This is a genomic window from Tropicimonas aquimaris (genome assembly GCF_042676185.1).
Lineage (GTDB): Bacteria > Pseudomonadota > Alphaproteobacteria > Rhodobacterales > Rhodobacteraceae > Tropicimonas > Tropicimonas aquimaris.
In genome coordinates, this window is record NZ_JBHTJT010000021.1 from 111570 (window position 1) to 134102 (window position 22533).

Here is a 22533-nt window from a genome sequence, read left to right on the forward strand (position 1 = left end):
CGCACCCGGTGTCGAAGCCTAGTGCGCCCTGGTCACAGCAGGAATTTCCGGAGCGATCGTCGCGGGGTCAGCCCTTTTCGCCCGGCCGGGCGGCGTAGAGCGCGAGCATGTCGCTCAGCAGCGTCGCCGCGGCGATGCTTGTGATCTCTGAATGGTCGAAGGGCGGCGAGACCTCGACCAGGTCCATGCCGACGATGTTGATCCCGGCGAGGCCGAAGAGCATCTCCTTGGCCTCGTGCGTGGTCAGCCCGCCGATTACCGGCGTGCCGGTGCCTGGCGCCGCGGAGGGATCGAGCGCGTCGATGTCGAAAGTGACGTAGCAGGGCGCATCGCCCACGATCTCGCGGATGCGGCGGGCGGTGGCCTCGGGGCCGTCGCGGTGCACGTCGCGGGCAGAGATGATGTTGAAGCCGAGAGGGTCGGGGTTGTGGGTGCGGATGCCCACCTGCACCGAATGCTCCGGCACCACGAGGCCCTCGCGGGTCGCGTGCCACAGCATGGTGCCGTGATCGATCCGGTCGGGTTCGTCGGCCCAGGTGTCGCTGTGGGCGTCGAACTGGATCAGCCGCAGAGGCCCGTGTTTCTCCACGTGGGCCTTGAGCAGCGGCCAGGTGACGAAGTGGTCGCCGCCGATCGACATCAGCGCGGTATCGGTGGCGAGGATCTTGCGGGCGGTTTCGGTGATCCGCTCCGGCACCTCCATCGGACGGCCCGGATCGAACTCGCAATCGCCGTAATCGACGATGGCGAGGGTCTCGAACGGATCGTTCTCCCACGGCCAGGGGCCGGACCAGGCGATGTGACTGGAGGCGGCGCGCACGCCGCGGGGGCCGAACCGGGTCCCGGACCGCCCGGAGAGCGCGAGGTCGTAGGGGATGCCGAGCACGGCGACATCCGCCGCGGCGAGGTCGCGCGTGAAGCGGCGGCGCATGAAGGACAGCGCGCCGGCATAGGCGGCCTCGGGTACGGTGCCGCGCAGGTCCTCGCGGGTGAAGGCGAGATCGCCGGCGACGGGGGTGACGCTGCTGTCTGTCATGTCGTTGGCCTTTCGGAATCGGACGGGCGTTGCCTCTCGGTAGGGGGCGGCGCGGCCAAAGGCAACCGGTGTCGCGCGCCGTCAGCGGCCGGGGGCGCTGCCCCCGGACCCCCGGGGTATTTCGGCCAAGAAGAAGGGTGTTTGGCAGTGGGAAGGTATCAGGTAGGGGCGCGTTTTTTCCTGACCGGCTACACCGGACCCCAATGCCAGCAGAGGTCGCGATCGTCTTCGAGAGACCATCTCCGCTGCTGCGCACGTGTGAGTGGGCCGGGTGAAAGCGGAGCAACCGCGAAAGCGCCCCATGACCAGACCCTGCGTCAACTCCGTCGCGATCACCGGATCGGTGGCCACCAAGAACGGCAACCCGGCGGTGCCGATCACCGTGTCGGAACAGGTCGAGAGTGTGCAGGAACCCTTCGAGGCGGGGGCGGCGATCGCGCATTGCCCGGGCATGATCATCCAGTTCTCCACCGGGGGACGTTCGGGGGCGGCGGGATGCTTCCGCCGAGGGCCGACATGGCGTTGCTGTCCGTGGGGACGAGCAACTTCCCGACCCGTTACAACGAGAACCCGCCAGAGTTGGTGGGCTGGCCTGGCCCCGGCGATGCGAGCCGATGGCATGACGCCGGAGATCGAGGCCTTCGATCTCTTGCACATCCACCAGGCGGTGGCGATGAACCGTCACGGGCGGGCTCCGGGCCAGCTCTACGTCCAGTTCGTGATCGGGAGGTGAAGAACGCGATGCCGGGCTAGGCGGCGTTGCTTCGCGGTTCGACCTTGGCGTCTGGGATGTCGTCGATATCGAAGAGCCGTCGGCTCGCGCTGGGGCAGCCGCCGGAGGAGGGGCATCCCGCGCATCCCGTGCAGCCGCCCCGTGATGCGCCGCGCGCCTTGCGGCGCAGGACGCCCCGCAGCAGGTAGGCCAGCGCCAGCCCGGCCAGAAGTGCGACCAAGGCGTATTCCGTCGGTGCGATCCCGGCCTCACGACCAAGATCCACCATCGGCTGGATCATGTCCCCGTTCATCCCGCGGCCTCCCCTGTCGGCTGTGCGCCGAGCCGCGCGAGCCAGGGCTTGGGCAGCGCCACGAGGATCAGGACCCCGAGCGCCAGCGCATGCACCGCCGCCATGGCCTGTACCCCGGTCAGGCCGAGCGCGCTGGCCAGGGTGAAAACCGCCGAGGCGACGGTCAGGCCCAGCAGCGTCGGGAAGGCGATGGAGAACAGCATCCACTTGAGCGAGCCGGTCTGCATCCGCACTGCGATCACCGTGGCGAGGCAGGGCGGATAGAGCGCGAAGAACAGCAGCAACGCCACGGCCGAGACGGCGCTGCGCCCTTCGGCCAGTTGCGTGGCGCCCATCCGCTCCTCGAGCGAGAGGTTCTGGCCGTCGTCCTGGTCGTAAAGCACGCCGAAGGTGGCGACCGAATTCTCCCGCGCGGCGAAGGAGGTCAGCAGGGCGACGTTGATCTTCCAGTCGAAATCCGCAAAGCGGGTCACCGGCTCGAGCCCGCGCCCGACGTAGCCGAGGAAGCTGCTTTCCAGCCGGTCGCGGCGCAACTCCCGGCGCAGCTCCGCGCGGGTTTCGTACAGCGCCTGCAGCGCGGCATTGGCCGCCCTGGCGTCGGGCGTGGCGTCAGGCAGCAGGAAGAGGGCGGCGTCCGGGTGATCCCGGCGCAGCGCCTCGGCGAGGGCGGCGCGGGCGGCCTGGGTCTCCGCGGACTCCATCTCCGCGGCGAAGTCGGTCTGGAGCGTGACCAGGCGGACGAGGCGGGCCGGTTCCTGCACCTCGGTGCGGAGCGGGTTGGTGGCCATTTCGGCATAGAAGCGGGCGATCGCGGCCTCTGCCTGCGACTGGTAGTTCAGCTGGCGTTCGGCCGGCACGCCGGGGAATTGCAGCAGCGCGTAAATCACCGTTGCCACGGCCAGGACTACGGTGGCCACCTTGCGGATGTAGAGCCAAGTGCGGCTGAAGGCGCGGTGCATCACGCCGGATACTGTCGGCAGGTGATAGCTTGGCAGTTCCATCACGAAGGGCGCGGTCTCCTCCTTGCGCAGGAGCGAGGCCGTGAGCAGCTTGGCCACCAGCAGCGCCGCGATCACGGTGAAGGTCGACAGGTAGAACAGCATCAGACCCTTGGCCTGCGGGAACCAGATGTTGATGATCAGGGCGTAGAGCGGGATCTTGGCCATGCAGTTCATGAAGGGCACGGTCAGGATTGTGGCGAGCCGGGCGCGCGCATCGGGGATACCCTTGGTTGCCATCACGCCCGGCACGGCGCAGCCGCCGGCAAAGACGCCCGCCAGGATGAAGGGCAGGGTGGACTGCCCGTGCAGGCCGAAGCGGTGCAGGATACGGTCGAGGATAAAGGCGATGCGGGCCATGTAGCCGGAATCCTCCAGGATCGCGATCAGGGCGAAGAGGATGAGGAAGATCGGCACGTAGCTCAGTAGCGTGTTCATCGAATCCACGATCCAGAGGCCCATGGCGCGGAGTTGTGGATCGGTGAGAAAGCCCGGATCCGGCAGCAGCCCGCCCACGAAGCTGCGAAAGGTTGCGAGGATCGGCCATGTGACCTCGGTCAGCTGGTATCCCTGGACGATGGAAAGCTGGTAGATCGCCCAGATCGTCGCGATCAGGAAAACCGGGGCGAGGAACCGGTTGAGCAGAACCCGGTCGATCCGTTCGGAGACGGGCACCTCGCCGGCGCGGGTGTCGGTGACGCAGGCGCCGACGATCTCGGCAGCGTGGCTGTCGCGGCAGGCGCAGATGTGATCGCCCGCGCTCAGCCCGTGCTGCGCCTCGAACGCGCTGCGAGCGTGGTAGAGTTCGTCAAGCAGCCCGTGCGGGTTCTCCATGCGGTCGGAGAGCAGCGCTTCGGCCTCGCCGTCGCCTTCCAGCAGTTTGACGGCTAGCCAGCGGGCGGAGATGCCGTAGAGCGCCGGCTCGGCGGAGAGCGCGGCCTGGATGTGGGCAACGTCCTGCTCCAGCAGGCCATAGTTCAGCGTGGCGGGCACGACCCGTCTGGCCGCGGCGGTATCGGCGATGGCGCTGCGCAGCTCTGCCTCTCCCACACCCCGCCGCCCGATGACGGGCACGACGGGAACGCAGAGCCGGCGTTCCAGCGCGGCGAGGTCGATCTCGAGTCCCCGCCGGTCCGCCGCGTCCATCATGTTGAGTGCGACGACGACAGGCGCGCCCATCTCGAGCAGCTGAAAGGTAAGCGGCAGCGCGCGGCGCAGGTTGGTGGCGTCGAGCACGTTGACCACCACGTCGGGTGCCTCGGTCAGCAGGAAGCTCCGGGCCACACGCTCTTCGAGCGAGAAGGGCGAGAGGCTGTAGGCGCCGGGCAGGTCGACGACATCGAAGCGCCGGCCTCGCGCGGTGTAGCTGCCGTATTTCTTGTCGACGGTCACGCCAGGGTAGTTGGCGATATGCTGTTGCAGGCCGGTCAGCAGGTTGAAGAGCGTCGACTTGCCGGCGTTCTGCTGACCGGCGAGGGCGACGAGGGCCGGGGCCTGCGGCTCAGTCATGGCGCACCTGGATCTGAGCCGCCTCGCTCCTGCGGAGCACGATAAAGCTGTCGTCCAGTTGCAGCTCGATCGGGTCGAGCAGCGGCGCGTTGCGCACCACCCGGACCTCCCGTCCGGGCTGGAAACCGAGGTCAAGCAACCGCTGGCGCACCGGCCCGCATCCACAAAGCCGACGGATCGTGCAGCGCTCTCCCGGGTCCATTACATCGAGGCCGCAGCGGCATTCCCCTGTCTCACCGGCACAGCAGCGGCGGCGCCCCTTGCCGCAGCCGGTCCCGTGGGGCTTGCCGCGCCTCAGGCCGATTTTGTCGAAAATCGCGTATCTCATCGCGTCGCATCCCTTTTATCCCAGGGCGGAGGCGATCTTGTCTCATGGGCGCCCAGGCAGCGCCGCGGGCAAAGGTCGTCCCGTCGCAACCGGGTCTATCATCCCGAGTGTTTTTCTCAAGATAGGGGCGGCGTGACAGGGCGTCGCGCTGGGACAGCGCGCCGCGTCTGCGGTTTCAGATCGCTGCGCCGCCCACCCAGACGCCGGCCAGGTTGCACTCGCGGTCGAGATGCACCATGTCCGCGACCCGCCCGGCGGCAAGGTGCCCGTGCCGCGCGGAGAGCCCGGCAACGGCTGCCGGCACCGAGGTCGCCATCGCCAGCGCCTCCGCCCGTGTCAGGCCGAGGGTGCCGGTGAGGTTGCGGATCGCGGTTGCGAGGTCCAGATCGGCCCCGGCGAGCGTGCCGTCGGCGAGGGTCAGCCGGCCGTTTTGCCGCTCGATCCGCCGTCCGTTCAGGATGAATCCGCCGATATCCGTACCCGCCGGCGCCATCGCATCGGTGACGAGGAAGATCCGCCCGGGCCGCTGCTTGGCGGCAAGCGCGACGAGGATCGCGGCTGGGTGCACATGCACGAAATCGGCGATCAGCCCGGCCGAGAGCGCGCCTTCTGTCAGCGCGGCCCCGACCACGCCGGGCTCGCGGTGCCCCATCTGGCTCTGGGCGTTGTAGAGGTGGGTCACGCAGCGCGCCCCGGCCCGAACCGCCGTGCGGCAGGTCTCGTAGCTGCTGTCGGTGTGGCCGAGCGACACGATGGCACCGGCGGCGGCCAGCGCGGCGATCTGGTCGTTGCGCACCGATTCCGGCGCGACGGTCGTCATCAGCGCGGGAAGCCGTCCGGCGGCATCGCAGAGCAGCGCGAGGTCGGCATCCTCCATCGGGCGGATGAGCGACGGGTCATGCGCGCCCTTGCGGGCCAGCGACAGGTGCGGCCCTTCGAGGTGCAGGCCGGCGATACCGGGAACGCCCTCGGCGATGGCCTCGGCCGCGGCCTCGATCGCGGCCCGCGTCCGCTCGGCGCTGTCGGTGATCAGCGTGGGCAGGATCGCGGCGGTGCCGAGCCGGGCATGGGCCTCGGCCATGCAGCGCAGTGTCTCGACGCTTTGCGCGTCGTTGAACATCACGCCGCCGCCGCCGTTGACCTGCAGGTCGACGAAACCCGGTGCCAGCGTGCCGCCGTCCAGATTGTGGCGGGGTACGCCCTCCGGGATCTCGCCCTCGGCGACAATTGCCGCAACGCGCTCTCTTTCGACCAGCAGCGCGCTGCCGGCGTGCATCGAGACGCCGTCGAAGATCTCCGCCCCGACGAAGGCGGTGGGTCCGGAGGTCATAGCGTTTCGGTCACTTTCTGAAGGTGACGGGGCGTATCGGGATCGATGCCGCGCTCGACGGCGAACCGCTCGACCATGGCGTAGAACGACACGATCAGGCTGATCGGATCGGTCAGCGGATGGTCGGTGCGGACATGGTCGATGGCGGTGGCATGGCTGACCTTCGGCGAGGTGATGAAGACCTTCGCCCCCTTCTGCGCGATCTGGTCGGCGATCTCGGCCACGGCCCGTTCGGCCCGGTCCTCGGCGGCGAAGCAGATCACCGGGAAGCCCTCGCCGACAATCGAGACCGGCCCGTGCAACACCTCGGCGGAGGAGTAGCTCTCGGCGTGAAGCTGGCAGGTTTCCTTGAACTTCAGCGCCGCCTCGTTGGAGATCGCCCAGGCCGGGCCGCGGCCCAGCGTGAAGAGCGAGCGGTCGCCTGTGAGGTTCTCGCGCACCTCCGGCCAGTCGAGCTTGGTCGCGCCGTTGAGCAGATCCGGCAGGCGGTGCAGCGCGGCGATGAGTTCCGCGTCCTGCTTCCACTCGGCCAGCAGCAGAAGCGCGGTGACCACCGAGTTGACGAAGGTCTTGGTCGCGGCGACCGAACGCTCCGGGCCCGCGCAGATGTCGAGCGTGTGCGAGCTGCTCTCGGCCAGCGGCGAATGCCGGTTGTTGGTGATCGCGACCGACAGCGCCCCGTCGAAGCGGGCCATGCGGGCAAGCTCGACGATGTCCGGGCTCATGCCCGATTGAGAGACTGCGATGCACAGGCTCTGCTGCAGCCGCAGGTGTGCGCCATAGATCGAGGCGACCGAAGGACCGACCGAGGCGACGGGCAGGCCCAGCATCAGCTCGCTGGCGTATTTCAGATAGGTGCAGGCGTGGTCCGACGTGCCGCGCGCGATGGTGATGGCAAAGGCCGGGTCGCGGGCGGCGGCGGCGCGGGCCGCATCCTGGATCGCCAGCCGCCCCTTCGACAGCAGGCGCTCCACCGCCGTCGGAATCTCGTCGATCTCGCGCCGCATCTGGGTCTGGGGATGTTCCATGCTGTTTCCGTCCTACTTGCTTGCCAGGCGCAGTTCGGCCACGAAATTGTAGGCATCCCCGCGATAGGTGGATCGGGTGAATTCGGCCGCGCGGCCGTCCTTGAGATAGCTCATGCGTTCGATCTTGAGTCCCGCGTCGTTGGGCTGAAGGCCGAGCAGACCGGATTCCTCCGGACCGAGGTTGATGGCCGAGATCTTCTGGATCGCCCGGACCGGGTGCTTGCCGGTGCGCTCCAGAACCTCGTAGAGCGAGCGCCCGACCGATTTCGGGTCGGGCAGGATCTCCAGCGGCAGCGAGGCCCGCTCGATCGCCATTGGCCGGCCGTCGGCCAGCCGCAGGCGCGACAGTCGCGCCACCGAGTCGCCGGAGGACAGGGCGAGCGCCACGACCTCTTCGGGCGAGGGGAAGAAGATGCCTCGTTCGAGCCAGGTCGCCGTCGACTCCATGCCGCGCCGGGCCATGTCGTCGGTGAAGGAGGTCAGCCGGGACAGGGATTGCTCGACCCGCCGGTCATCCGGGCCGGTCACGAAGGAGCCTGAGCCCTGCCGCTGGACGATCACGCCCTTCTCGGCCAGCTCCTGGATCGCCTTGCGGACGGTGACACGCGACAGGCCGGTGAGCGTGGCGATCTCGCGCTCGGGTGGAAGCGGCGCACCGGCCGGGAAGGTGCCCTCGGCGATCCCCTCCTCGATGCGGCGGCGCAGTCGGACATAGCGCGGACCGCTGCCGCTCTGCATCCAGTTCTCGGGATCAAGGAAGGTTGCGACGCTCATGCCCGCGCCTCCCCGCCGACACGGGCGGCCAGCGTCAGCGCGCCGTCGAGTGCCGTGCCCTGCGGCGGATGCAGGCTGCGCGCCATCGCTTCCGGCAGCACGCTGGCATAGGGGGCCGCGAGCCCGCCAATCAGGCAGAGCCGCTCGCCCTCCTGCCAGCCGAGCGCCCGGACCGACCGTTCCAGGTGGTTGGCGCCATCCGTCATGAGGCCTTGGGCCACCGCGTCGCCTGCCTCCGCCGCTGCCACGATGCGCGGGGCGAAGGCCCCGTAATCGCCGGGCCGTGCCCGCAGGCTGAACCGGACCACGCCCGGCGGGCCCTCGAATTCGTCCATGATCTCGCGCGTTAGCGGCGAATGCTCGAGCAGCCCGTCATGGGCATACAGGCTCCGCGTCAGCAACCCGCGCCCCAGCCAGGCGCCGGAGGCCTCGTCGCCGAGCGCGAGCCCCCATCCACCGATCAGCTTCAGCGACTCGCCCCGGCTGCGGGCCATGAACGATCCGGTGCCGAGCCCGGCGACGGTTCCGTCCTGCCCTGCCAGCGCACCGATCACCGCGGCTGGCCTGTCGTCGGCCACCGCGATCCTGTCGAAGGGCATCCTGTCAGCCACGAAGTCGGTTTCGCGCCGGTCGATTGCACCGGCGAGCCCGACGAAGGCCTGCCCGCGCGCCATCTGCTCCGGCGACAGCCCCGCCGCACGCGCCGCGTCGTCCAGCCCTTTGAGGATGGTCGAGATCGCGGCCTCGGGGTCGGTGGAGACATTGGCGGGGCCGCACCGGACCTCGCTGCGACGCCCGTCATGCAGCACCGCGATGCGGCAGGAAGTGCCGCCGCCGTCAATGCCGATGAGTGGTCTGGGTGCTGCCTCCGTCATGTAGATACCTATATGATACCTATTCATCCAACGGAAGAGAAAAGCGCGTAGTTGGTATGCAACTTGTGCGCAGAGTTGCCATTTTGGGGCGGCTTGGCAAATTGCGGTAGACAAGAGGTATTAGAAAGGTATCGTGTTGGGGTGCGTGTCAGGGGGAATCAGATGGCGACTCCGGAAACGGAAGGATTGCATCCCGAGGCCCGGGGGCTCGATGCGCGGGCGCTGCCCGAGATTGCCGCATTGATGCTGTCGAGCCAGCAGGCTGCGCTCGCCTCCGTCGCCGGCGCCCTGGATCAGATCGCCCGCGGCGCCGAGCTGATGGCGGAGGCGATCCGCTCTGGTGGGTCCCTTGTCTATGCCGCCGCCGGCTCGTCAGGCCTGATGGCGCTGGCCGATGCCGCGGAACTGGAGGCGACCTTCGGCCTGCCCGCCGACCGCATCGCGCTCCACATGGCAGGCGGCATCCCCCAGGGCGCCCACATGCCCGGCGCGACCGAGGACGACGCGCAGGCCGCGCTTGTCCCTGCGTCCGGCGTGCAGCCCGGCGACGCCGTGATCGCGATCAGCGCCAGCGGCACCACGCCCTATCCGCTCTCCTTCCTCCGCGAGGCCCGTGCGCGGGGCGCCCGCACCATCGCGATCGCCAACAACCCGGGCACGCCGATGTTGGAGGAAGCCGAGGTCGCGATCCTGCTCGCCACGCCGCCCGAGGTGGTCTCCGGTTCGACCCGGCTGGGCGCCGGAACAGCCCAGAAGGCGACGCTCAACATGATGTCGACATTGATGGGCATCGCGCTCGGCCATGTCTACGATGGCATGATGGTCAACCTCCGCGCCGATAACGCCAAGCTCGTCGGTCGCGCCACCGGCATGATCGCTCGGATCGCGGACGTCTCCGAGGCACGCGCGGCTGCCTGCCTCGAGGCGGCGAGAGGCGAGGTGAAGCCGGCCGTCCTGCTGGCCGCCGGAGCGTCCGCGGAAAAGGTGCCGGCGCTGCTCGCGACCCACCAGGGAAACCTGCGCGCCGCGCTGGCCCGGATCGCAGAAGAAACATGAAACCGGCGGCAATGATCGCCGAACCAACCAAGAGGGAATGGACCATGACACACAAGATCATCGGCGCGGCGTTGCTCGCCACCACCGCGATTGTCGCCGGCCCTGCTGCCGCGCAGGACGTGACGCTGACCATCGAGAGCTGGCGCAACGACGACCTGACGCTCTGGCAGGACCAGATCATCCCGGCTTTCGAAGCGGCCAATCCGGGCATCAAGGTGAATTTCACGCCCTCCGCGCCCGCCGAGTACAACGCGGTGCTGAACTCCAAGCTGGATGCAGGCAGCGCGGGCGACCTTATTACCTGCCGCCCGTTCGACGCCTCGCTGGCGCTGTTCGAGGATGGCAAGCTGGCCGACCTGAGCGATCTGGAGGCAATGGCGAGCTTCTCCGATGTCGCGAAGTCCGCCTGGCAGACCGATGACGGCTCGGCCACTTTCTGCGTGCCGATGGCGAGCGTGATCCATGGCTTCATCTACAACAAGGAAGCCTTCGAGGAAGTGGGCGTCGAGCCTCCCGCAACGGTCGACGAATTCTACGCCGTGCTCGACAAGCTGAAGGAGGACGGCAGCTACATCCCGATGGCGATGGGCACCAACGACCAGTGGGAAGCCGCCACAATGGGCTACCAGAACATCGGCCCGACCTACTGGAAGGGCGAGGAAGGCCGGCTGGCCCTGATCGCCGGTGAGCAGAAACTGACGGACGAGCCCTGGGTCGCGCCCTATCGCGAGATCGCCAAGTGGAAGGACTATCTCGGCGACGGTTTCGAGGCGCAGACCTATCCCGACAGCCAGAACCTCTTCACCCTCGGCCGCGCCGCGATCTACCCGGCCGGCTCCTGGGAGATCTCGGGCTTCAACGCCCAGGCCGATTTCGAGATGGGCGCCTTCCCGCCGCCGGTCGTGAGCGCCGGCGACACCTGCTACATCTCGGACCACACCGACATCGCGATCGGGCTCAACGCCGCCTCGCCGAACGCAGAGGCCGCGAAGACCTTCCTCAACTGGGTCGGCTCGGAAGAATTCGCCCAGATCTACGCCAACGCGCTGCCGGGCTTCTTCTCGCTCTCCAGCCATGACGTGGCGATGGAGGATCCGTTGGCGCAGGAATTCGTTTCCTGGCGCGGCAAGTGCGAGCCGACGATCCGCTCGACCTACCAGATCCTGTCGCGTGGCACGCCGAATCTCGAGAACGAGACCTGGAACGCCTCGGCCCAGGTGATCAAGGGTGCGGAATCGCCCGAGGATGCCGGGCAGCGCCTGCAGGACGGTCTCGCGAGCTGGTACGAACCGCAGCAGTAACCCGTGGCGGCGGGCCGGTTGATGCCGGCCCGCCCGCCCGCGGACACTTCGGGAGCCTCCGGCAGGGATATTTCCGGACAGAAGAAGTCGCGGCCGTCCAAAGTGACCTGGTCCGGTGGCCTTGTCCGGTGGATTCCGCGCCTTCCGTCTCGCAAGTACCCGCGCCGCAGGCGTCCGATAGAGGCCAGGCGGGGTCCGATGTGACAGGCGCGCCGGCGACCCCCAAAAAGCAGACCGAGGCACCGGGAGGGTGACCACCATGTCCGACAGACTTCGACCGCGCTGGCACATCCTCGTGTTCCTCGCGCCCGCTGTCCTCGTCTACACGGCGGTGATGATCTTTCCGCTGTTCAATACGCTGCGGCTTTCGCTCTTCACCGAAGTCGGGCAGGAACGGGTCTTCGTCGGGTTGCAGAACTTCCGGACGTTGTTTGGCGACGCGATCTGGTCGGAGCAGTTCTGGAACGCCCTTGGCAACAACTTCTGGTTTTTCTTCATCCACATGGTGGTGCAGAACCCGATCGGCGTGATCCTGGCGGCGATCCTGAGCCATCCGCGGCTGCGTTTCGCCCATCTCTACCGCTCCGCGATCTTCATCCCGACGATCCTGAGCTTCGTGATCGTGGGCTTTGCCTGGAAGCTGATCCTGTCGCCGATCTGGGGCATCGCGCCGTCGCTGCTCGACGCGGTCGGTCTCAAGTCGCTCTTCGCCCCCTGGCTGGGCAAGGAGGAATACGCGCTGACCACGCTGGCGCTGATCTCGGTCTGGCAGTTCGTGGGCATCCCGATGATGCTGATCTACGCGGCGCTGCTGTCGATCCCCGAGGAGATCCTGGAAGCGGGAGAATGCGACGGCATCACCGGCATGTCCGCTTTCTGGAAGATCAAGCTGCCGCTGATCCTGCCCTCCATCGGGATCATCTCGATCCTGACATTCGTTGGCAACTTCAACGCCTTCGACCTGATTTACGCCGCGCAGGGCGCGCTGGCCGGGCCGAATTTCTCAACCGACATTCTCGGCACGTTCCTCTATCGCACCTTCTTCGGCTTCCAATTGCAGCTGGGCGATCCGCACATGGGCTCGGCGATTGCCACGGCGATGTTCGTGATTATCCTGATCGGGGTCTGCATCTACCTCTTCGGCATCCAGACGCGGCTGCGCCGCTACCAGTTCTGAGGGGGACGCCATGAACAAGGCACGCCGCAACCCGCTCAACACCGCCGCCGCGCATCTGATCCTGCTGACCTACACGGTGATCGCGCTGTTCCCGGTCTTCGTGATCCTGATCAACAGCTTCAAGACGCGGAAGGCGATCTTTCGGGAGCCGCTCGCGCTGCCCTCGTCAGAGACGTTTTCCACCGTCGGCTACGAGACCGTGTTCAAGCAGGGGGATTTCTTCCTCTACTTCCAGAACTCGATGATCGTGACGGTCTGCTCGCTGTTCTTCATCCTGCTCTTCGGGGCGATGGCGGCATTCGCGCTGGCCGAGTACCGGTTCCGGGGCAACACGCTGATGGGGCTCTACCTGGCTTTGGGCATCATGATCCCGATCCGGATTGGCACGGTGGCGATCCTGGAGATGATGGTGGCGACCGGCCTCGTGAACACGCTGCTGGCGTTGATACTCGTCTACACGGCCCAGGGCCTGCCGCTCGCCGTGTTCATCCTGAGCGAGTTCATGAAGCAGGTGAGCGACGATCTCAAGAACGCCGGACGGATCGACGGGCTCAGCGAGTACACGATCTTCTTTCGTCTCGTGCTGCCGCTGGTGCGGCCTGCCATGGCGACGGTTGCGGTGTTCAACATGATCCCGATTTGGAACGACCTGTGGTTCCCGCTGATCCTCGCGCCGGCCGAGGCGACCAAGACGCTGACGCTTGGCTCACAGGTCTTCATCGGGCAGTTCGTGACCGACTGGAACGCGGTGCTCTCGGCGCTGTCGATGGCGATCCTGCCGGTTCTGGTCCTCTACGTCATCTTCTCGCGGCAGCTGATCCGCGGCATCACCTCGGGAGCCGTCAAATGATCCGCACCCTCATCGCCGGTCTCGGCAACATGGGGCTGAGCCATGCGCTCGCCCATCACGAACATCCCGGCTCCGAGATCGTGGGCCTGGTCGACCGGTCCGGGCGCGACCTGCCCGAGGCGCTCGCCGGCTATCCCCGGTTTCGCACCTTCGAGGAAGGGTTGGCCGAGGCGCGGCCGGACCTCGTGTGCATCGCGACCTATTCCGACAGCCACGCCGACTATGCCTGCGCAGCCATGGAGGCGGGGGCGCATGTTTTCGTCGAGAAGCCGCTGGCGACGACCGTGGCCGATGCCGAGCGCGTGGCCGAGACGGCTGCGCGGACCGGGCGCAAGCTCGTCGTCGGTTACATCCTGCGGCACCATCCCTCGTGGCAGCGGCTGATCGCAGAGGCGCGCACGCTCGGCGGGCCGTATGTCTTCCGGCTGAACCTCAACCAGCAGTCCGACGGGCCGACCTGGGAGACCCACAAGCAGCTGATGCAGACCACCTCGCCCATCGTCGATTGCGGCGTGCACTACGTTGACGTGATGTGCCAGATCACCGATGCCGCGCCTGTTCGGGTGCATGGTATGGGCCTACGGCTCTCCGACGAGATCGCCGAGGACATGTACAATTATGGCCAGTTCCAGGTGGTCTTCGCGGACGGTTCCGTCGGCTGGTACGAGGCCGGCTGGGGGCCGATGATGTCGGAGACCGCGCATTTCGTGAAGGATATCGTCTCCCCCAAAGGGGCCGTGTCGATCGTCAGCCTGACGGATGAGGGCTCCGACGACGTGGAGGGACATACGAAGGTCGGGGCGCTGAAGATCCATCGGCTCTCGGGCGACGAGATCGTCGACTTCCCCGGCGAGCCGGGCCACCAGGAGCTCTGCGATGCCGAGCAGGCGTTCATGCTCCGCGCCATCGTCGAGGATATCGACCTCGCCCGCCATGCCCAGGATGCCGTGCAGTCGCTCCGCATCTGCCTTGCCGCCGACGAGTCCATCCGTACCGGGCGGGCTATCGACCTCACGGGAGACGCCGAATGACCGCCCTGAAACTCATCAACGTCTGCAAGTCCTTCGGCAAGACCGAGGTGCTCCGGAACATCGACCTGGAAGTCGACGAGGGCGAGTTCGTCGTCTTCGTCGGCCCGTCGGGGTGCGGCAAGTCCACGCTGCTGCGGGTGATTGCCGGGTTGGAGGACGCCACCGAGGGAAGCGTCGAGATCGGCGGGGAGATGGTCAACCAGGTCCCGCCCGCCAAGCGGGGCATCGCGATGGTGTTCCAGTCCTACGCGCTCTACCCGCACCTGACGGTGGAGGGGAACATGGCGCTCGGCCTCAAGCAGGAGGGTCAGCCCCGCGCGGTGATCGAGGAGCGGGTCGCAAAGGCCAGCCACATGCTGTCGCTCGAGGATTATCTCAAGCGCCGCCCCTCCGAGCTGTCCGGCGGTCAACGCCAGCGGGTCGCGATCGGGCGGGCCATCGTGCGCGAGCCCAAGCTGTTCCTGTTCGACGAGCCGCTGTCCAACCTCGACGCCGCGCTGCGAATGAAGACCCGGATCGAGATCGCCAGCCTGCACAAGGCGCTCGACGCCTCGATGATCTATGTCACCCACGACCAGACCGAGGCAATGACGCTGGCCGACAAGATCGTTGTCCTTCGGGACGGGGCGGTGGAGCAGATCGGTGCGCCGATGGAGCTCTATAACAACCCCGCGAACCGCTTCGTCGCCGGGTTCCTCGGTGCGCCGTCGATGAATTTCCTGCCGGCCGAGACGCTCGGCGGGACGGCCGGGCACACCATCGGCATCCGGCCCGAGAACCTGCGGATCGCCGAGGACGGGCAGATCAGCGGGACCGTGGCGCATGTGGAGCGGCTGGGCGGCGACACGCACCTGCTGGTGCGGACCCCGGCAGGGGACGAGGTGACGGTGCGGATCTTTGGCCAGTCCCAGATCCAGAGGGACGCCGACGTCACGCTGGCCTATGATCCGGCGGAGTCCTACGTGTTCGACGCAGAGGGTGCACGGGTGTGACGGCGCTCAGATCATCGGCTGCACGCCGATGACCGGTCCGTGGAGCACGAGCAGGACGGCATAGGCGATGGCCCCGAGCCCGAGGCGCAGCAGCCCTGCGCGCGTCGGCGTGATCCGACGGTCCCGGCGGGCGAGCCTTTCCCAGACATCCGCCCCCATCTCCCGCCGCTTGCGCCGGTCTATTATCCGCATCCCCAGCACCGAGAACCCCGCGAAGGTGCCAAACAACAGCACATGCGCGAGGTCGCCATTGGGCAGAAGGTGCGCCAGCGACCAGAGCAGCAGCGCCAGCAGCAGCGGATGGCGCGTCCAGCCGACGATGCCGGGCTGCGCCGGATCGAAGGCCGCGTTACGCGCACCGCCGAAGGAGAGCGGGTTCGGCCGCCCGATGGCAAGCGCGGCGAGCGCCACGGCCAATCCCATGGCGGCAAGGGTCACATGGTACTGCCAGAGCGCACGGCCCCAGAGCAACACCACCGGCGCGCGCGCCGCCGCACCGATCAGCCAGGCCAGCGCCGCAAGCGACAGCAGGGAATAGGCGAGCGTGAAGCCACGCGGCCCGAGCGCCGCCACAAGCCGCGCCTTGTTGGCCGGGCGGACGGGGAGCGAATGGCTCAGCAGGAACACCGCAAAGGCCGCCGCCAGCTCTGCCCAGTCACCCATTCCCAATCTCCCTCCTTGCCCAGTGCGGCGATCCTGCAACGTGGTGTTTCCCAGGCCAAGTCACCGCGTCGATTCCGATGGTCGCAGGGCTGGCGGTCTCGCGGCTTGCCCCCTAAGGTCGCGGCGAATTTGGCAGGAGTGAATTATGAGACTGGCCTGTTTCAAGGGATACGACGTGCGCGGCCGCGTCGGCGAGGAATTGACCGCAGACACCTGCCGCGCCATCGGCCGCGCCTTTGCCGCGGTCATGACGCCGGGCACGGTCGTGATCGGCCGCGACGTGCGGGCCACGTCGGAAGACTTCGCATCGGCGCTCGCCGAGGGCCTGCTGGAGAGCGGCGTCGACGTGATCGACATCGGGCTTTGCGGCACCGAGGAGGTCTATTTCGCCACCGATCACTACGGCGCGGGAGGCGGCCTGATGGTCACCGCCTCGCACAATCCGATCGACTACAACGGCATCAAGCTCGTCGGTCCCGGAGCGCGCCCGATCCCGCCTGCGGAAGGCTTCCAGGAGATCCACGACCGCGTCGCGGCCGGTGCCGAGACCCCCAACGGCCCGCGCGGCACCCTGCGCCGCGAGAACCCGCGCCCGGCCTATGTCGAGCGTGTGCTCTCCTTCATCGACCCGACCGCGCTCAAGGGCCTGAAGATCCTGGTCAACCCCGGCAACGGCTGCGCCGGCCCGACCTTCGATGCCATCGCCGGGGCCCTCGCCGAACGTGGCGCGGAGATCACGTTCTCCCGCCTTCACCACACGCCGGACGGCAGCTTCCCGCATGGCATCCCGAACCCGCTGCTGCCGGAGAACCGTCCCGTCACTGCCGAGTCGGTCAAGGCAGAAACCGCCGATTTCGGCGTCGCCTGGGACGGCGATTTCGACCGCTGCTTCCTGTTCGACGAGACCGGCAGCTTCATAGACGGCGAATACCTCGTCGGCCTTCTCGCCACCGCCTTCCTCGGCAAGGTGCCGGGCGCGAAGATCGTCCACGACCCGCGCGTCATGTGGAACACGCAGGAGCTCGTGGCGGCGGCGGGCGGCGAGGCGGTCGCCTCTCTCACCGGCCATGTCCACGTCAAGGCCGCGATGCGCCGGGTCGATGCCGTCTATGGCGGCGAGATGTCCGCGCATCACTACTTCCGGGACTTCATGTATTGCGACAGCGGCATGATCCCCTGGCTGCTGATCGCCGAACATGTCTGCCGCACCGGCCAGCCGCTCTCGGCGCTGGTGGGCGACCGCCGCGTTGCTTTCCCCTCCTCGGGCGAGATCAACTTCCGCGTGACCGATCCCGGCGCCGCAATGAAGGCCGTCGAGGCGGCCTATGCCGGCGCCGCGCCCGAGATCGACCGGATGGACGGGCTGGGGCTCGCCTTCCCGGATTGGCGGCTCAACCTGCGCAGTTCGGCCACCGAACCGGTGCTGCGCCTCAACGTGGAAACCCGTGGCGACCGTGCCGCGCTCGAGACGCGCACCGCCGAGGTCACCAGCCTGATCTCCGCCTTCGCTTCCTAGCCGAAGGCCTTTCGCACCAGCCGCTTCGCCCGCGCCTTCCACCCCCGTCCGCCCGGGGGCGGGGGCATCTGCGCCAGCACGTCGGTCGGCCCGTAGCGCCCGTCCGGGTCGCGCAGCGCGAAGCCCGGGCGCGCGAGATCCTTGCGGATCAGGAACTGTTGGTGCGGCAGCGCAAGGATCGGACATTGCACCGCTTCGGCGAAATGGACCGCCCAGGGAAACACCATGGTCGGTTCGAACTCCGCCCGGTGCTGCCAGATCGTCGGACTGAAATCGTCGCCCATCAGCCAGCTGCCGTCGCGCAGCTTGGGCCAGACGTTCAGCAGGTCGACGGTGATCCCGCGCAGGGTGTGATCGCCGTCGACATAAGCGAAGTCGAGGCTGCCGTCCGGGATCTCCGCGATCGCCTCCACGGTCGTTCCGCGCAGCACCCGGCGCCGGTCGCCGGCGAACTCCGTCGCCGCCATCGCTGCGGCAAAGACCTCGTCGAACTCCGAATCCGAGACGTTCCAGGGCTTGTTCCACCCGTCCAGACGGCGCCAGGGGTCGAGCATCCAGTAGGTCTCGATCCCGGAACAGGCCCGCAGCATCGCCGCCGCGAAATCGCCACGCCAGACCCCGAGTTCCAGGACCTCCCGCAAGCCGAGGCCGTGCACCAGCCGGGCGGCCATCTCCTGCCGCCCCTCCGCGCCGTCCAGAAGCGCGCCCGCCTCGTCCAATGCCGTCATCGCCTGTCTCCCGACCCGGTTTCAGTCCCGCGCTACCACGCAGTTCCTGCGACGGGCTGCGTTCACCTGTCCAGAAATATCCTCGGGGAGCGCGGCCAGGGCCGCGCGGGGGCAGACAGCCCCCTCCGCCCGTTCCTCAGCCGATGACCACCAGGTGATTGTCCCAGGACCAGTCGCCCGGAACCGGCACGAACCGGCTGCTACGGCTGTCGCCAAAGGCGAGCCCGCCGGCAACCGTGATCGCCATGCCTTCCGCAGACGGCGCCGCCCCGGCGGCCACCTCCAGGTCGCGGCCGGGGATCGGGCTGCCGCTGGCGGCGTCGAAAAAGATCACATGCCCGCCCTTCGGCCCGGTCACCACGATCTCGCGCCCGTCCACAGCCAGAGCGATCGAACCGGCGTATTGCTTGAGCCGCCGGGTCTCCGGGTGGTCATGGTACTGCAGCGCCTCGCCCCGCCGATGGGTCGCCATCAGCGGCACCTGCTCCAGCGGATTGCCCTGCCATTGCAACGCGATCGCCACCTGCGCGCCGCTGGCCGCGATATGTCGGATCGAGTTCAGCCGCATCGCCTCGGGCGGCTCGACGCTCTCGTCGATCTGGCCCGCCTCGGACAGGTAGGTCAGGTTCGGCCGCATCGTCGGGATGTTGAGCATCCGCCGCTCGTAATCCGGGTGGGTCTGAATGCCGCCGTTGGCGACGCAGAACCCGCCGTCCGCGAGCCGGATGATCTCGTGCGGGCCGATCCCGCCCGAGGGCAGATCGTCGACCCGGGCATAGGCGGCTTCGGCATCCCAGACACCCAACCGCCCCTCCGGCACGTCATAGGCGTTCTCGGTGGTCAGCAGGTAGCGCCCGTCCGCGGTATAGGCGCCGTGGCCGTAGAAGTGCCGCCCCTCGGGCGAGGCCAGCCGCGTGATTTCGCGCCCGTCGGTGCAATCCATCACGACGGCAAAGGTGCCCGGACGGCGCGCCATGGCGATCGCCTCGGCGCGGGAAGGGTGCAGGGCGGCGGCATGGCCGCGGCCGGGGATCGGGAAGGCGAAGCGCTGCGTGCCGGCGGCGCTCAGCCCCACGATCCAGGTGCTGCCGTCGGGCCGCGACGCGGCGGTGACATAAGCCGGCGCCCCGGCATCGGCCGCTGCCCAGGCCGGTGCTGCGAGGAAGGCGGTGGAAGTGGCGAGGAACTGGCGTCTGTCCATGTCTCGGTCTCGTCTCAAAGGGAGTTCAGGAACTTCAGAAGGGCGTCGCGCTCGGCGGCAGGCATCTCGCTCACGGCGTCGCGGGCAGGCTCCGCCTCGCCACCATGCCACAGGATCGCCTCCAGGAGCGAGCGTGCCCGCCCGTCGTGCAGATAGGTCTCGATACCGGACACACGGGCGGTCAGCCCGATGCCCCAGAGCGGCGGCGTGCGCCACTCGCGTCCGGTTGCGGCGGCTTCCGGCCGGTTGTCGGCGAGGCCCGGACCCATGTCGTGCAGCAGCAGGTCGGTGTAGGGCCAGATCAGCTGGAAATCCTGCTCCGGCTGGCCGTCCAACCTGTGCGTCACGTATTTCGGACGGTGGCAGGACGCGCAGCCCGCCTCGTGGAACAGCCGCTTGCCCTCCAGCACCTGCGGGTCGTCCACGTTCCGCCGGGCCGGCACGGCGAGGTTCCGGGTGTAGAAGGTCAGCAGGTCCATCGCGGCGGTCGGGATCTCGCGGCCCTCGGCATTGCCGCTTTCGCCATGTGGCGCTGCGCGGCAATCGACCTGGGCCTTTGTGCAGTCGCCCCAGGCGGCAGCGAGCAGCGGGGTCGAGATGCCGATATCATGGTAAAACGCATCGGAATTCTGCTGCGCCAGCGTCGGTTGCCCGGCCTTCCAGCCGAAGCGCCCCAGCATCCATTGCTCGTATTCGAGCGACCAGACCACGTTCGGACGCCCGGAAATCCCGTCGCCATCTGCATCCTCGGGATCGGCATTGGCCAGGATATCCGCCTCCGGAATGGCTTCCAGCAGCCCGAGCCCGATCATCGGCAAGGCGATGCGCGGGCTGGTCTGCACCTCGGGGTGCAGCGGGCCATAGGCTAACCGGTGGATCGTGTAGGTCGGCCGGCGCAGCTCCACCACCGTGCCGTCGGCGAGGGTGACGGACTCCGGCGCATAGTCCACCCGCACCCGCCCCTCGGCTGCCAGGCCGGCCACCGACTTATCCTGAAGCTGCGCCCCGTAGAACGGCTCCGGCGCATTGTTGAGATATGCGAGGATCTCCAAGGGAAGATCCGATGCCGCTTTGGGCACCGACAGGCGCAGCACCATCGACACCCCGAAATCCTCGGCGTTCTCAGGCGGGTGCCCGCGGCCGTCGCGGATATGGCACGATTTGCAGCCGCGCCCGTTGAACAGGGGGCCTAGCCCGTCGCTCGCTGTCGTCGCCGTCGGCGCTTCGACCCAGAGCTTCTTGAACAGCCCGTTTCCGACCGCGAAATCGAGCCCAAGCTCGGGTCTCAGATTGGCGGCGGGCAGGGAGAACGGCACCCGCGTCCGCCTGTCGAAATGCGTCGCTGCCCCGGCCAGGCGGGCCTCGAATGGTTCAGCGGTCGAGAAGTCGCGCGGCAGCGACGTCACCGCCGCGACGCGCGCCGCGTCCTCGGCCGTCCGGGGCTCGATCCGCAAATGCGGCTCGCCCCAGCCAGACAGCCGTTCCGCTGCCGTGGCCGAACTCACCGCCACGACCGCCGTCCACGTGAGCAGGATCCTCGCCGAGCGCCCCAACGCGTTCCCACTTCTTCTGTCGACAAATATCCCGGGGGGACCGGGGGGCTGGCCCCCCGGCGACGCTGCGGTCCCGGCCGCGACCGGGGCTGACCTGGCCGAAAGACGCCTATTCGAAGACGGCACTGGGCGCATCAAGGCTGTCGGAGCCCTCGACGCTGATCGGGTCGAGCCCGACGGCCGCGACCGCGCGCTCGATGTTGCGGGTCTGGGCGACCAGCGCGTCGATGGCGTCCTGCACCAGCTGGTTGCCCTCGGCATTGCCGGCGGCAATCAGCTGGTCATAGGCCGTGCCAGCCTCGGCGGCGGCGACGATGGCGCTCATCTTTTCCATCGTAGCGTCGAGATCGGCCAGCAGCGCATCGGCCAGCGCCGGGTCGCGTTCCTTGACGACGTCGTAGAGCGACGGGCCCTCGACCGTGCTGCCGTCAACCCGCTCGTAGGTGCCGGTGTAGACGTTCCGGATGCCTTGGGCGTCGTAATAATGGCTGATGTGCGTGTTGTCGGAGAAGCAGTCGTGCTCTTCCTCCGGATCGTGCAGCAGCAGGCCGAGCTTCATGCGCTCGCCGGCCTGTTCGCCGTAGGACAGAGAGCCCATGCCGGTAAAGGCCATGACCATGCCAGCCTGCGTATCGGCGGTTACCTCGGTGCGGCCCTGGCCACCTTCGGACCAGAGCGCCACCGCGTCCTCGAGATCCGAAACAAGCAGGTCGGCCGCGGCCAGCAGGTACTGAACCCGCCGGTCGCAATTGCCGCCGGTGCAGTTCGCCGTGTCGAAATCGGTGGCCGGACGGTTGCCCGCGCCGGGGCCGGTGCCGTTCAGGTCCTGCCCCCAGAGGAGGAACTCGATGGCGTGGTAACCGGTGGTCACGTTGGCCTCGATGCCGTCGATCTCGTGCATCTCGCGCAGGACGGCGGGCGTGATCTCGGTGGCGTCCAGCGTCGTGCCGGAGACCTCGAGCTGCGGATTGGCGATGACGTTGGCGCCGGCCAGCGGATTGGCGTCGTTCAGGCCGTGCTCGCCGTCGACATAGTCGATCAGCCCCTCGTCCAAAGGCCAGGCATTCACGTTGCCTTCCCACTCGTCCACCACCGGGTTGCCGAAGCGGTAGGCCTCGGTCTGCTGGTAGGGGATACGGGCGGCCTTCCAGGCCTCCTTCGCGGCTTCGAGGGTCGCATCTGACGGCTCGGCGGCGAGCGCCTCGAGCGCGGACCTCAGGGCACGCGCAGTGTCCAGGCTGTCTTCGTATCCGGCAAGCGCGATGTCGGCATAGGTGACAAGCACCTCGGCCGGCTCGGCGGCCTGCGCGGCCAGCGCCGTGCCGGACAGGAGGGCCGCGAGGGCGGTGGTTCGAATGATCATCGGAAATCCTTGCTTCTTGCAGTCTGGGTCATGTGCGCCGCGGCACATGGATCGCCGATACCATTACCATATGAAATTTGTCGGACAAGATACCTGACTAAATTAATAGGAAAGAGCGACGCAGATTTTTTCATGGTGCCAGGGCGTGCCAAAACGCCGACCCGCGGATGCGGGAAATCCGGGCAGAGGCGCGCACGCA

21 protein-coding genes are annotated in these 22533 nt (G+C 67.9%); 8 read left to right on the forward strand and 13 right to left on the reverse strand.

What is annotated here, in order from left to right:
• Positions 1–67 precede the first annotated feature (67 nt).
• Positions 68–1036 (reverse strand): agmatinase, encoded by a 969-nt coding sequence (gene speB, locus ACFQ2S_RS12450; protein WP_386074877.1) that lies wholly within the window; start codon positions 1034–1036, stop codon positions 68–70.
• Positions 1037–1337: 301 nt separating this feature from the next.
• On the opposite strand from speB, the gene ACFQ2S_RS12455 reads away from it, so the two are divergent.
• On the forward strand, positions 1338–1769 hold the full coding sequence (locus ACFQ2S_RS12455; RefSeq protein WP_386074879.1) for a 3-keto-5-aminohexanoate cleavage protein: 432 nt from the start codon (positions 1338–1340) through the stop codon (positions 1767–1769).
• A gap of 16 nt (positions 1770–1785) precedes the next feature.
• Here ACFQ2S_RS12455 and ACFQ2S_RS12460 read toward each other — a convergent pair whose 3' ends face one another.
• From ACFQ2S_RS12460 to ACFQ2S_RS12490, 7 genes are all read right to left on the reverse strand, one after another.
• Positions 1786–2061, reverse strand: coding sequence for a FeoB-associated Cys-rich membrane protein (locus ACFQ2S_RS12460; RefSeq protein ID WP_386074880.1), 276 nt, complete (start codon positions 2059–2061; stop codon positions 1786–1788).
• A complete protein-coding gene (feoB, locus tag ACFQ2S_RS12465; RefSeq protein WP_386074882.1) occupies positions 2058–4568 on the reverse strand; it encodes a ferrous iron transport protein B in 2511 nt (836 codons plus the stop codon). Before feoB ends, ACFQ2S_RS12460 begins: the two co-directional genes overlap by 4 nt.
• Entirely contained in the window at positions 4561–4896 is a 336-nt protein-coding gene (locus ACFQ2S_RS12470; RefSeq protein ID WP_386074883.1) for a FeoA family protein, read from the reverse strand. The genes feoB and ACFQ2S_RS12470 overlap by 8 nt, the downstream gene beginning before the upstream one ends.
• 175 nt (positions 4897–5071) lie before the next feature.
• Positions 5072–6226, reverse strand: coding sequence for an N-acetylglucosamine-6-phosphate deacetylase (nagA, locus tag ACFQ2S_RS12475; protein WP_386074885.1), 1155 nt, complete (start codon positions 6224–6226; stop codon positions 5072–5074).
• Positions 6223–7254 (reverse strand): SIS domain-containing protein, encoded by a 1032-nt coding sequence (locus ACFQ2S_RS12480; protein WP_386074886.1) that lies wholly within the window; start codon positions 7252–7254, stop codon positions 6223–6225. Before ACFQ2S_RS12480 ends, nagA begins: the two co-directional genes overlap by 4 nt.
• A gap of 12 nt (positions 7255–7266) precedes the next feature.
• On the reverse strand, positions 7267–8028 hold the full coding sequence (locus ACFQ2S_RS12485) for a GntR family transcriptional regulator (protein WP_386074888.1): 762 nt from the start codon (positions 8026–8028) through the stop codon (positions 7267–7269).
• The gene (locus ACFQ2S_RS12490) at positions 8025–8903 is read right to left on the reverse strand and encodes a BadF/BadG/BcrA/BcrD ATPase family protein (protein ID WP_386074890.1); all 879 of its coding nucleotides are present in this window, start codon (positions 8901–8903) and stop codon (positions 8025–8027) included. Before ACFQ2S_RS12490 ends, ACFQ2S_RS12485 begins: the two co-directional genes overlap by 4 nt.
• 162 nt (positions 8904–9065) lie before the next feature.
• Between ACFQ2S_RS12490 and ACFQ2S_RS12495 the strand changes: the two genes are divergently transcribed.
• From ACFQ2S_RS12495 to ACFQ2S_RS12520, 6 genes are all read left to right on the forward strand, one after another.
• The gene (locus ACFQ2S_RS12495) at positions 9066–9959 is read left to right on the forward strand and encodes an N-acetylmuramic acid 6-phosphate etherase (RefSeq protein ID WP_386074892.1); all 894 of its coding nucleotides are present in this window, start codon (positions 9066–9068) and stop codon (positions 9957–9959) included.
• Between the two features lie 44 nt (positions 9960–10003).
• A complete protein-coding gene (locus tag ACFQ2S_RS12500) occupies positions 10004–11260 on the forward strand; it encodes an ABC transporter substrate-binding protein (RefSeq protein WP_089233583.1) in 1257 nt (418 codons plus the stop codon).
• A gap of 259 nt (positions 11261–11519) precedes the next feature.
• Positions 11520–12437 carry a carbohydrate ABC transporter permease gene (locus ACFQ2S_RS12505; protein ID WP_386074894.1) on the forward strand — a complete coding sequence of 306 codons (918 nt, stop codon included), beginning with the start codon at positions 11520–11522 and terminating at the stop codon, positions 12435–12437.
• Between the two features lie 10 nt (positions 12438–12447).
• Positions 12448–13287: a carbohydrate ABC transporter permease gene (locus ACFQ2S_RS12510; RefSeq protein ID WP_386074896.1), complete on the forward strand. Its 840-nt coding sequence runs from the start codon at positions 12448–12450 to the stop codon at positions 13285–13287.
• Positions 13284–14318 (forward strand): Gfo/Idh/MocA family protein, encoded by a 1035-nt coding sequence (locus ACFQ2S_RS12515; protein WP_386074898.1) that lies wholly within the window; start codon positions 13284–13286, stop codon positions 14316–14318. The genes ACFQ2S_RS12510 and ACFQ2S_RS12515 overlap by 4 nt, the downstream gene beginning before the upstream one ends.
• On the forward strand, positions 14315–15310 hold the full coding sequence (locus ACFQ2S_RS12520) for an ABC transporter ATP-binding protein (RefSeq protein WP_386074899.1): 996 nt from the start codon (positions 14315–14317) through the stop codon (positions 15308–15310). Before ACFQ2S_RS12515 ends, ACFQ2S_RS12520 begins: the two co-directional genes overlap by 4 nt.
• Before the next feature lie 6 nt (positions 15311–15316).
• Here ACFQ2S_RS12520 and ACFQ2S_RS12525 read toward each other — a convergent pair whose 3' ends face one another.
• Positions 15317–15973, reverse strand: coding sequence for an NnrU family protein (locus ACFQ2S_RS12525; protein WP_386074901.1), 657 nt, complete (start codon positions 15971–15973; stop codon positions 15317–15319).
• 142 nt (positions 15974–16115) lie between these two features.
• Here ACFQ2S_RS12525 and ACFQ2S_RS12530 point away from each other — a divergent pair, with 142 nt between their 5' ends.
• Complete coding sequence (locus ACFQ2S_RS12530; protein ID WP_386074994.1) at positions 16116–17489, forward strand: phosphomannomutase; 1374 nt, start codon at positions 16116–16118, stop codon at positions 17487–17489.
• Here ACFQ2S_RS12530 and ACFQ2S_RS12535 read toward each other — a convergent pair.
• The 4 genes from ACFQ2S_RS12535 to ACFQ2S_RS12550 all read right to left on the reverse strand — a co-directional run bounded on the left by ACFQ2S_RS12535 (position 17486) and on the right by ACFQ2S_RS12550 (position 22334).
• A complete protein-coding gene (locus ACFQ2S_RS12535; RefSeq protein WP_386074902.1) occupies positions 17486–18217 on the reverse strand; it encodes a class I SAM-dependent methyltransferase in 732 nt (243 codons plus the stop codon). The genes ACFQ2S_RS12530 and ACFQ2S_RS12535 overlap by 4 nt on opposite strands.
• A gap of 136 nt (positions 18218–18353) precedes the next feature.
• Complete coding sequence (locus tag ACFQ2S_RS12540; RefSeq protein ID WP_386074904.1) at positions 18354–19418, reverse strand: DUF1513 domain-containing protein; 1065 nt, start codon at positions 19416–19418, stop codon at positions 18354–18356.
• 14 nt (positions 19419–19432) lie between these two features.
• Positions 19433–20929, reverse strand: coding sequence for a di-heme oxidoreductase family protein (locus tag ACFQ2S_RS12545; protein ID WP_386074905.1), 1497 nt, complete (start codon positions 20927–20929; stop codon positions 19433–19435).
• A 151-nt stretch (positions 20930–21080) separates the two neighbouring features.
• On the reverse strand, positions 21081–22334 hold the full coding sequence (locus ACFQ2S_RS12550) for an imelysin family protein (RefSeq protein WP_386074906.1): 1254 nt from the start codon (positions 22332–22334) through the stop codon (positions 21081–21083).
• Positions 22335–22533 lie beyond the last annotated feature (199 nt).

What these genes read in the sequence shown, in the direction of transcription:
- ACFQ2S_RS12505 (WP_386074894.1), top strand. Translation starts at nt 11,520, where the DNA reads ATGTCCGACAGACTTCGACCGCGCTGGCACATCCTCGTGTTCCTCGCG.
- feoB (WP_386074882.1), bottom strand. Translation starts at nt 4,568, where the DNA reads ATGACTGAGCCGCAGGCCCCGGCCCTCGTCGCCCTCGCCGGTCAGCAG.
- ACFQ2S_RS12455 (WP_386074879.1), top strand. Translation starts at nt 1,338, where the DNA reads ATGACCAGACCCTGCGTCAACTCCGTCGCGATCACCGGATCGGTGGCC.
- ACFQ2S_RS12525 (WP_386074901.1), bottom strand. Translation starts at nt 15,973, where the DNA reads ATGGGTGACTGGGCAGAGCTGGCGGCGGCCTTTGCGGTGTTCCTGCTG.
- ACFQ2S_RS12500 (WP_089233583.1), top strand. Translation starts at nt 10,004, where the DNA reads ATGACACACAAGATCATCGGCGCGGCGTTGCTCGCCACCACCGCGATT.
- nagA (WP_386074885.1), bottom strand. Translation starts at nt 6,226, where the DNA reads ATGACCTCCGGACCCACCGCCTTCGTCGGGGCGGAGATCTTCGACGGC.
- ACFQ2S_RS12470 (WP_386074883.1), bottom strand. Translation starts at nt 4,896, where the DNA reads ATGAGATACGCGATTTTCGACAAAATCGGCCTGAGGCGCGGCAAGCCC.
- ACFQ2S_RS12515 (WP_386074898.1), top strand. Translation starts at nt 13,284, where the DNA reads ATGATCCGCACCCTCATCGCCGGTCTCGGCAACATGGGGCTGAGCCAT.
- ACFQ2S_RS12480 (WP_386074886.1), bottom strand. Translation starts at nt 7,254, where the DNA reads ATGGAACATCCCCAGACCCAGATGCGGCGCGAGATCGACGAGATTCCG.
- ACFQ2S_RS12510 (WP_386074896.1), top strand. Translation starts at nt 12,448, where the DNA reads ATGAACAAGGCACGCCGCAACCCGCTCAACACCGCCGCCGCGCATCTG.
- ACFQ2S_RS12550 (WP_386074906.1), bottom strand. Translation starts at nt 22,334, where the DNA reads ATGATCATTCGAACCACCGCCCTCGCGGCCCTCCTGTCCGGCACGGCG.
- ACFQ2S_RS12460 (WP_386074880.1), bottom strand. Translation starts at nt 2,061, where the DNA reads ATGAACGGGGACATGATCCAGCCGATGGTGGATCTTGGTCGTGAGGCC.
- ACFQ2S_RS12540 (WP_386074904.1), bottom strand. Translation starts at nt 19,418, where the DNA reads ATGGACAGACGCCAGTTCCTCGCCACTTCCACCGCCTTCCTCGCAGCA.
- ACFQ2S_RS12485 (WP_386074888.1), bottom strand. Translation starts at nt 8,028, where the DNA reads ATGAGCGTCGCAACCTTCCTTGATCCCGAGAACTGGATGCAGAGCGGC.
- speB (WP_386074877.1), bottom strand. Translation starts at nt 1,036, where the DNA reads ATGACAGACAGCAGCGTCACCCCCGTCGCCGGCGATCTCGCCTTCACC.
- ACFQ2S_RS12495 (WP_386074892.1), top strand. Translation starts at nt 9,066, where the DNA reads ATGGCGACTCCGGAAACGGAAGGATTGCATCCCGAGGCCCGGGGGCTC.
- ACFQ2S_RS12520 (WP_386074899.1), top strand. Translation starts at nt 14,315, where the DNA reads ATGACCGCCCTGAAACTCATCAACGTCTGCAAGTCCTTCGGCAAGACC.
- ACFQ2S_RS12535 (WP_386074902.1), bottom strand. Translation starts at nt 18,217, where the DNA reads ATGACGGCATTGGACGAGGCGGGCGCGCTTCTGGACGGCGCGGAGGGG.
- ACFQ2S_RS12490 (WP_386074890.1), bottom strand. Translation starts at nt 8,903, where the DNA reads ATGACGGAGGCAGCACCCAGACCACTCATCGGCATTGACGGCGGCGGC.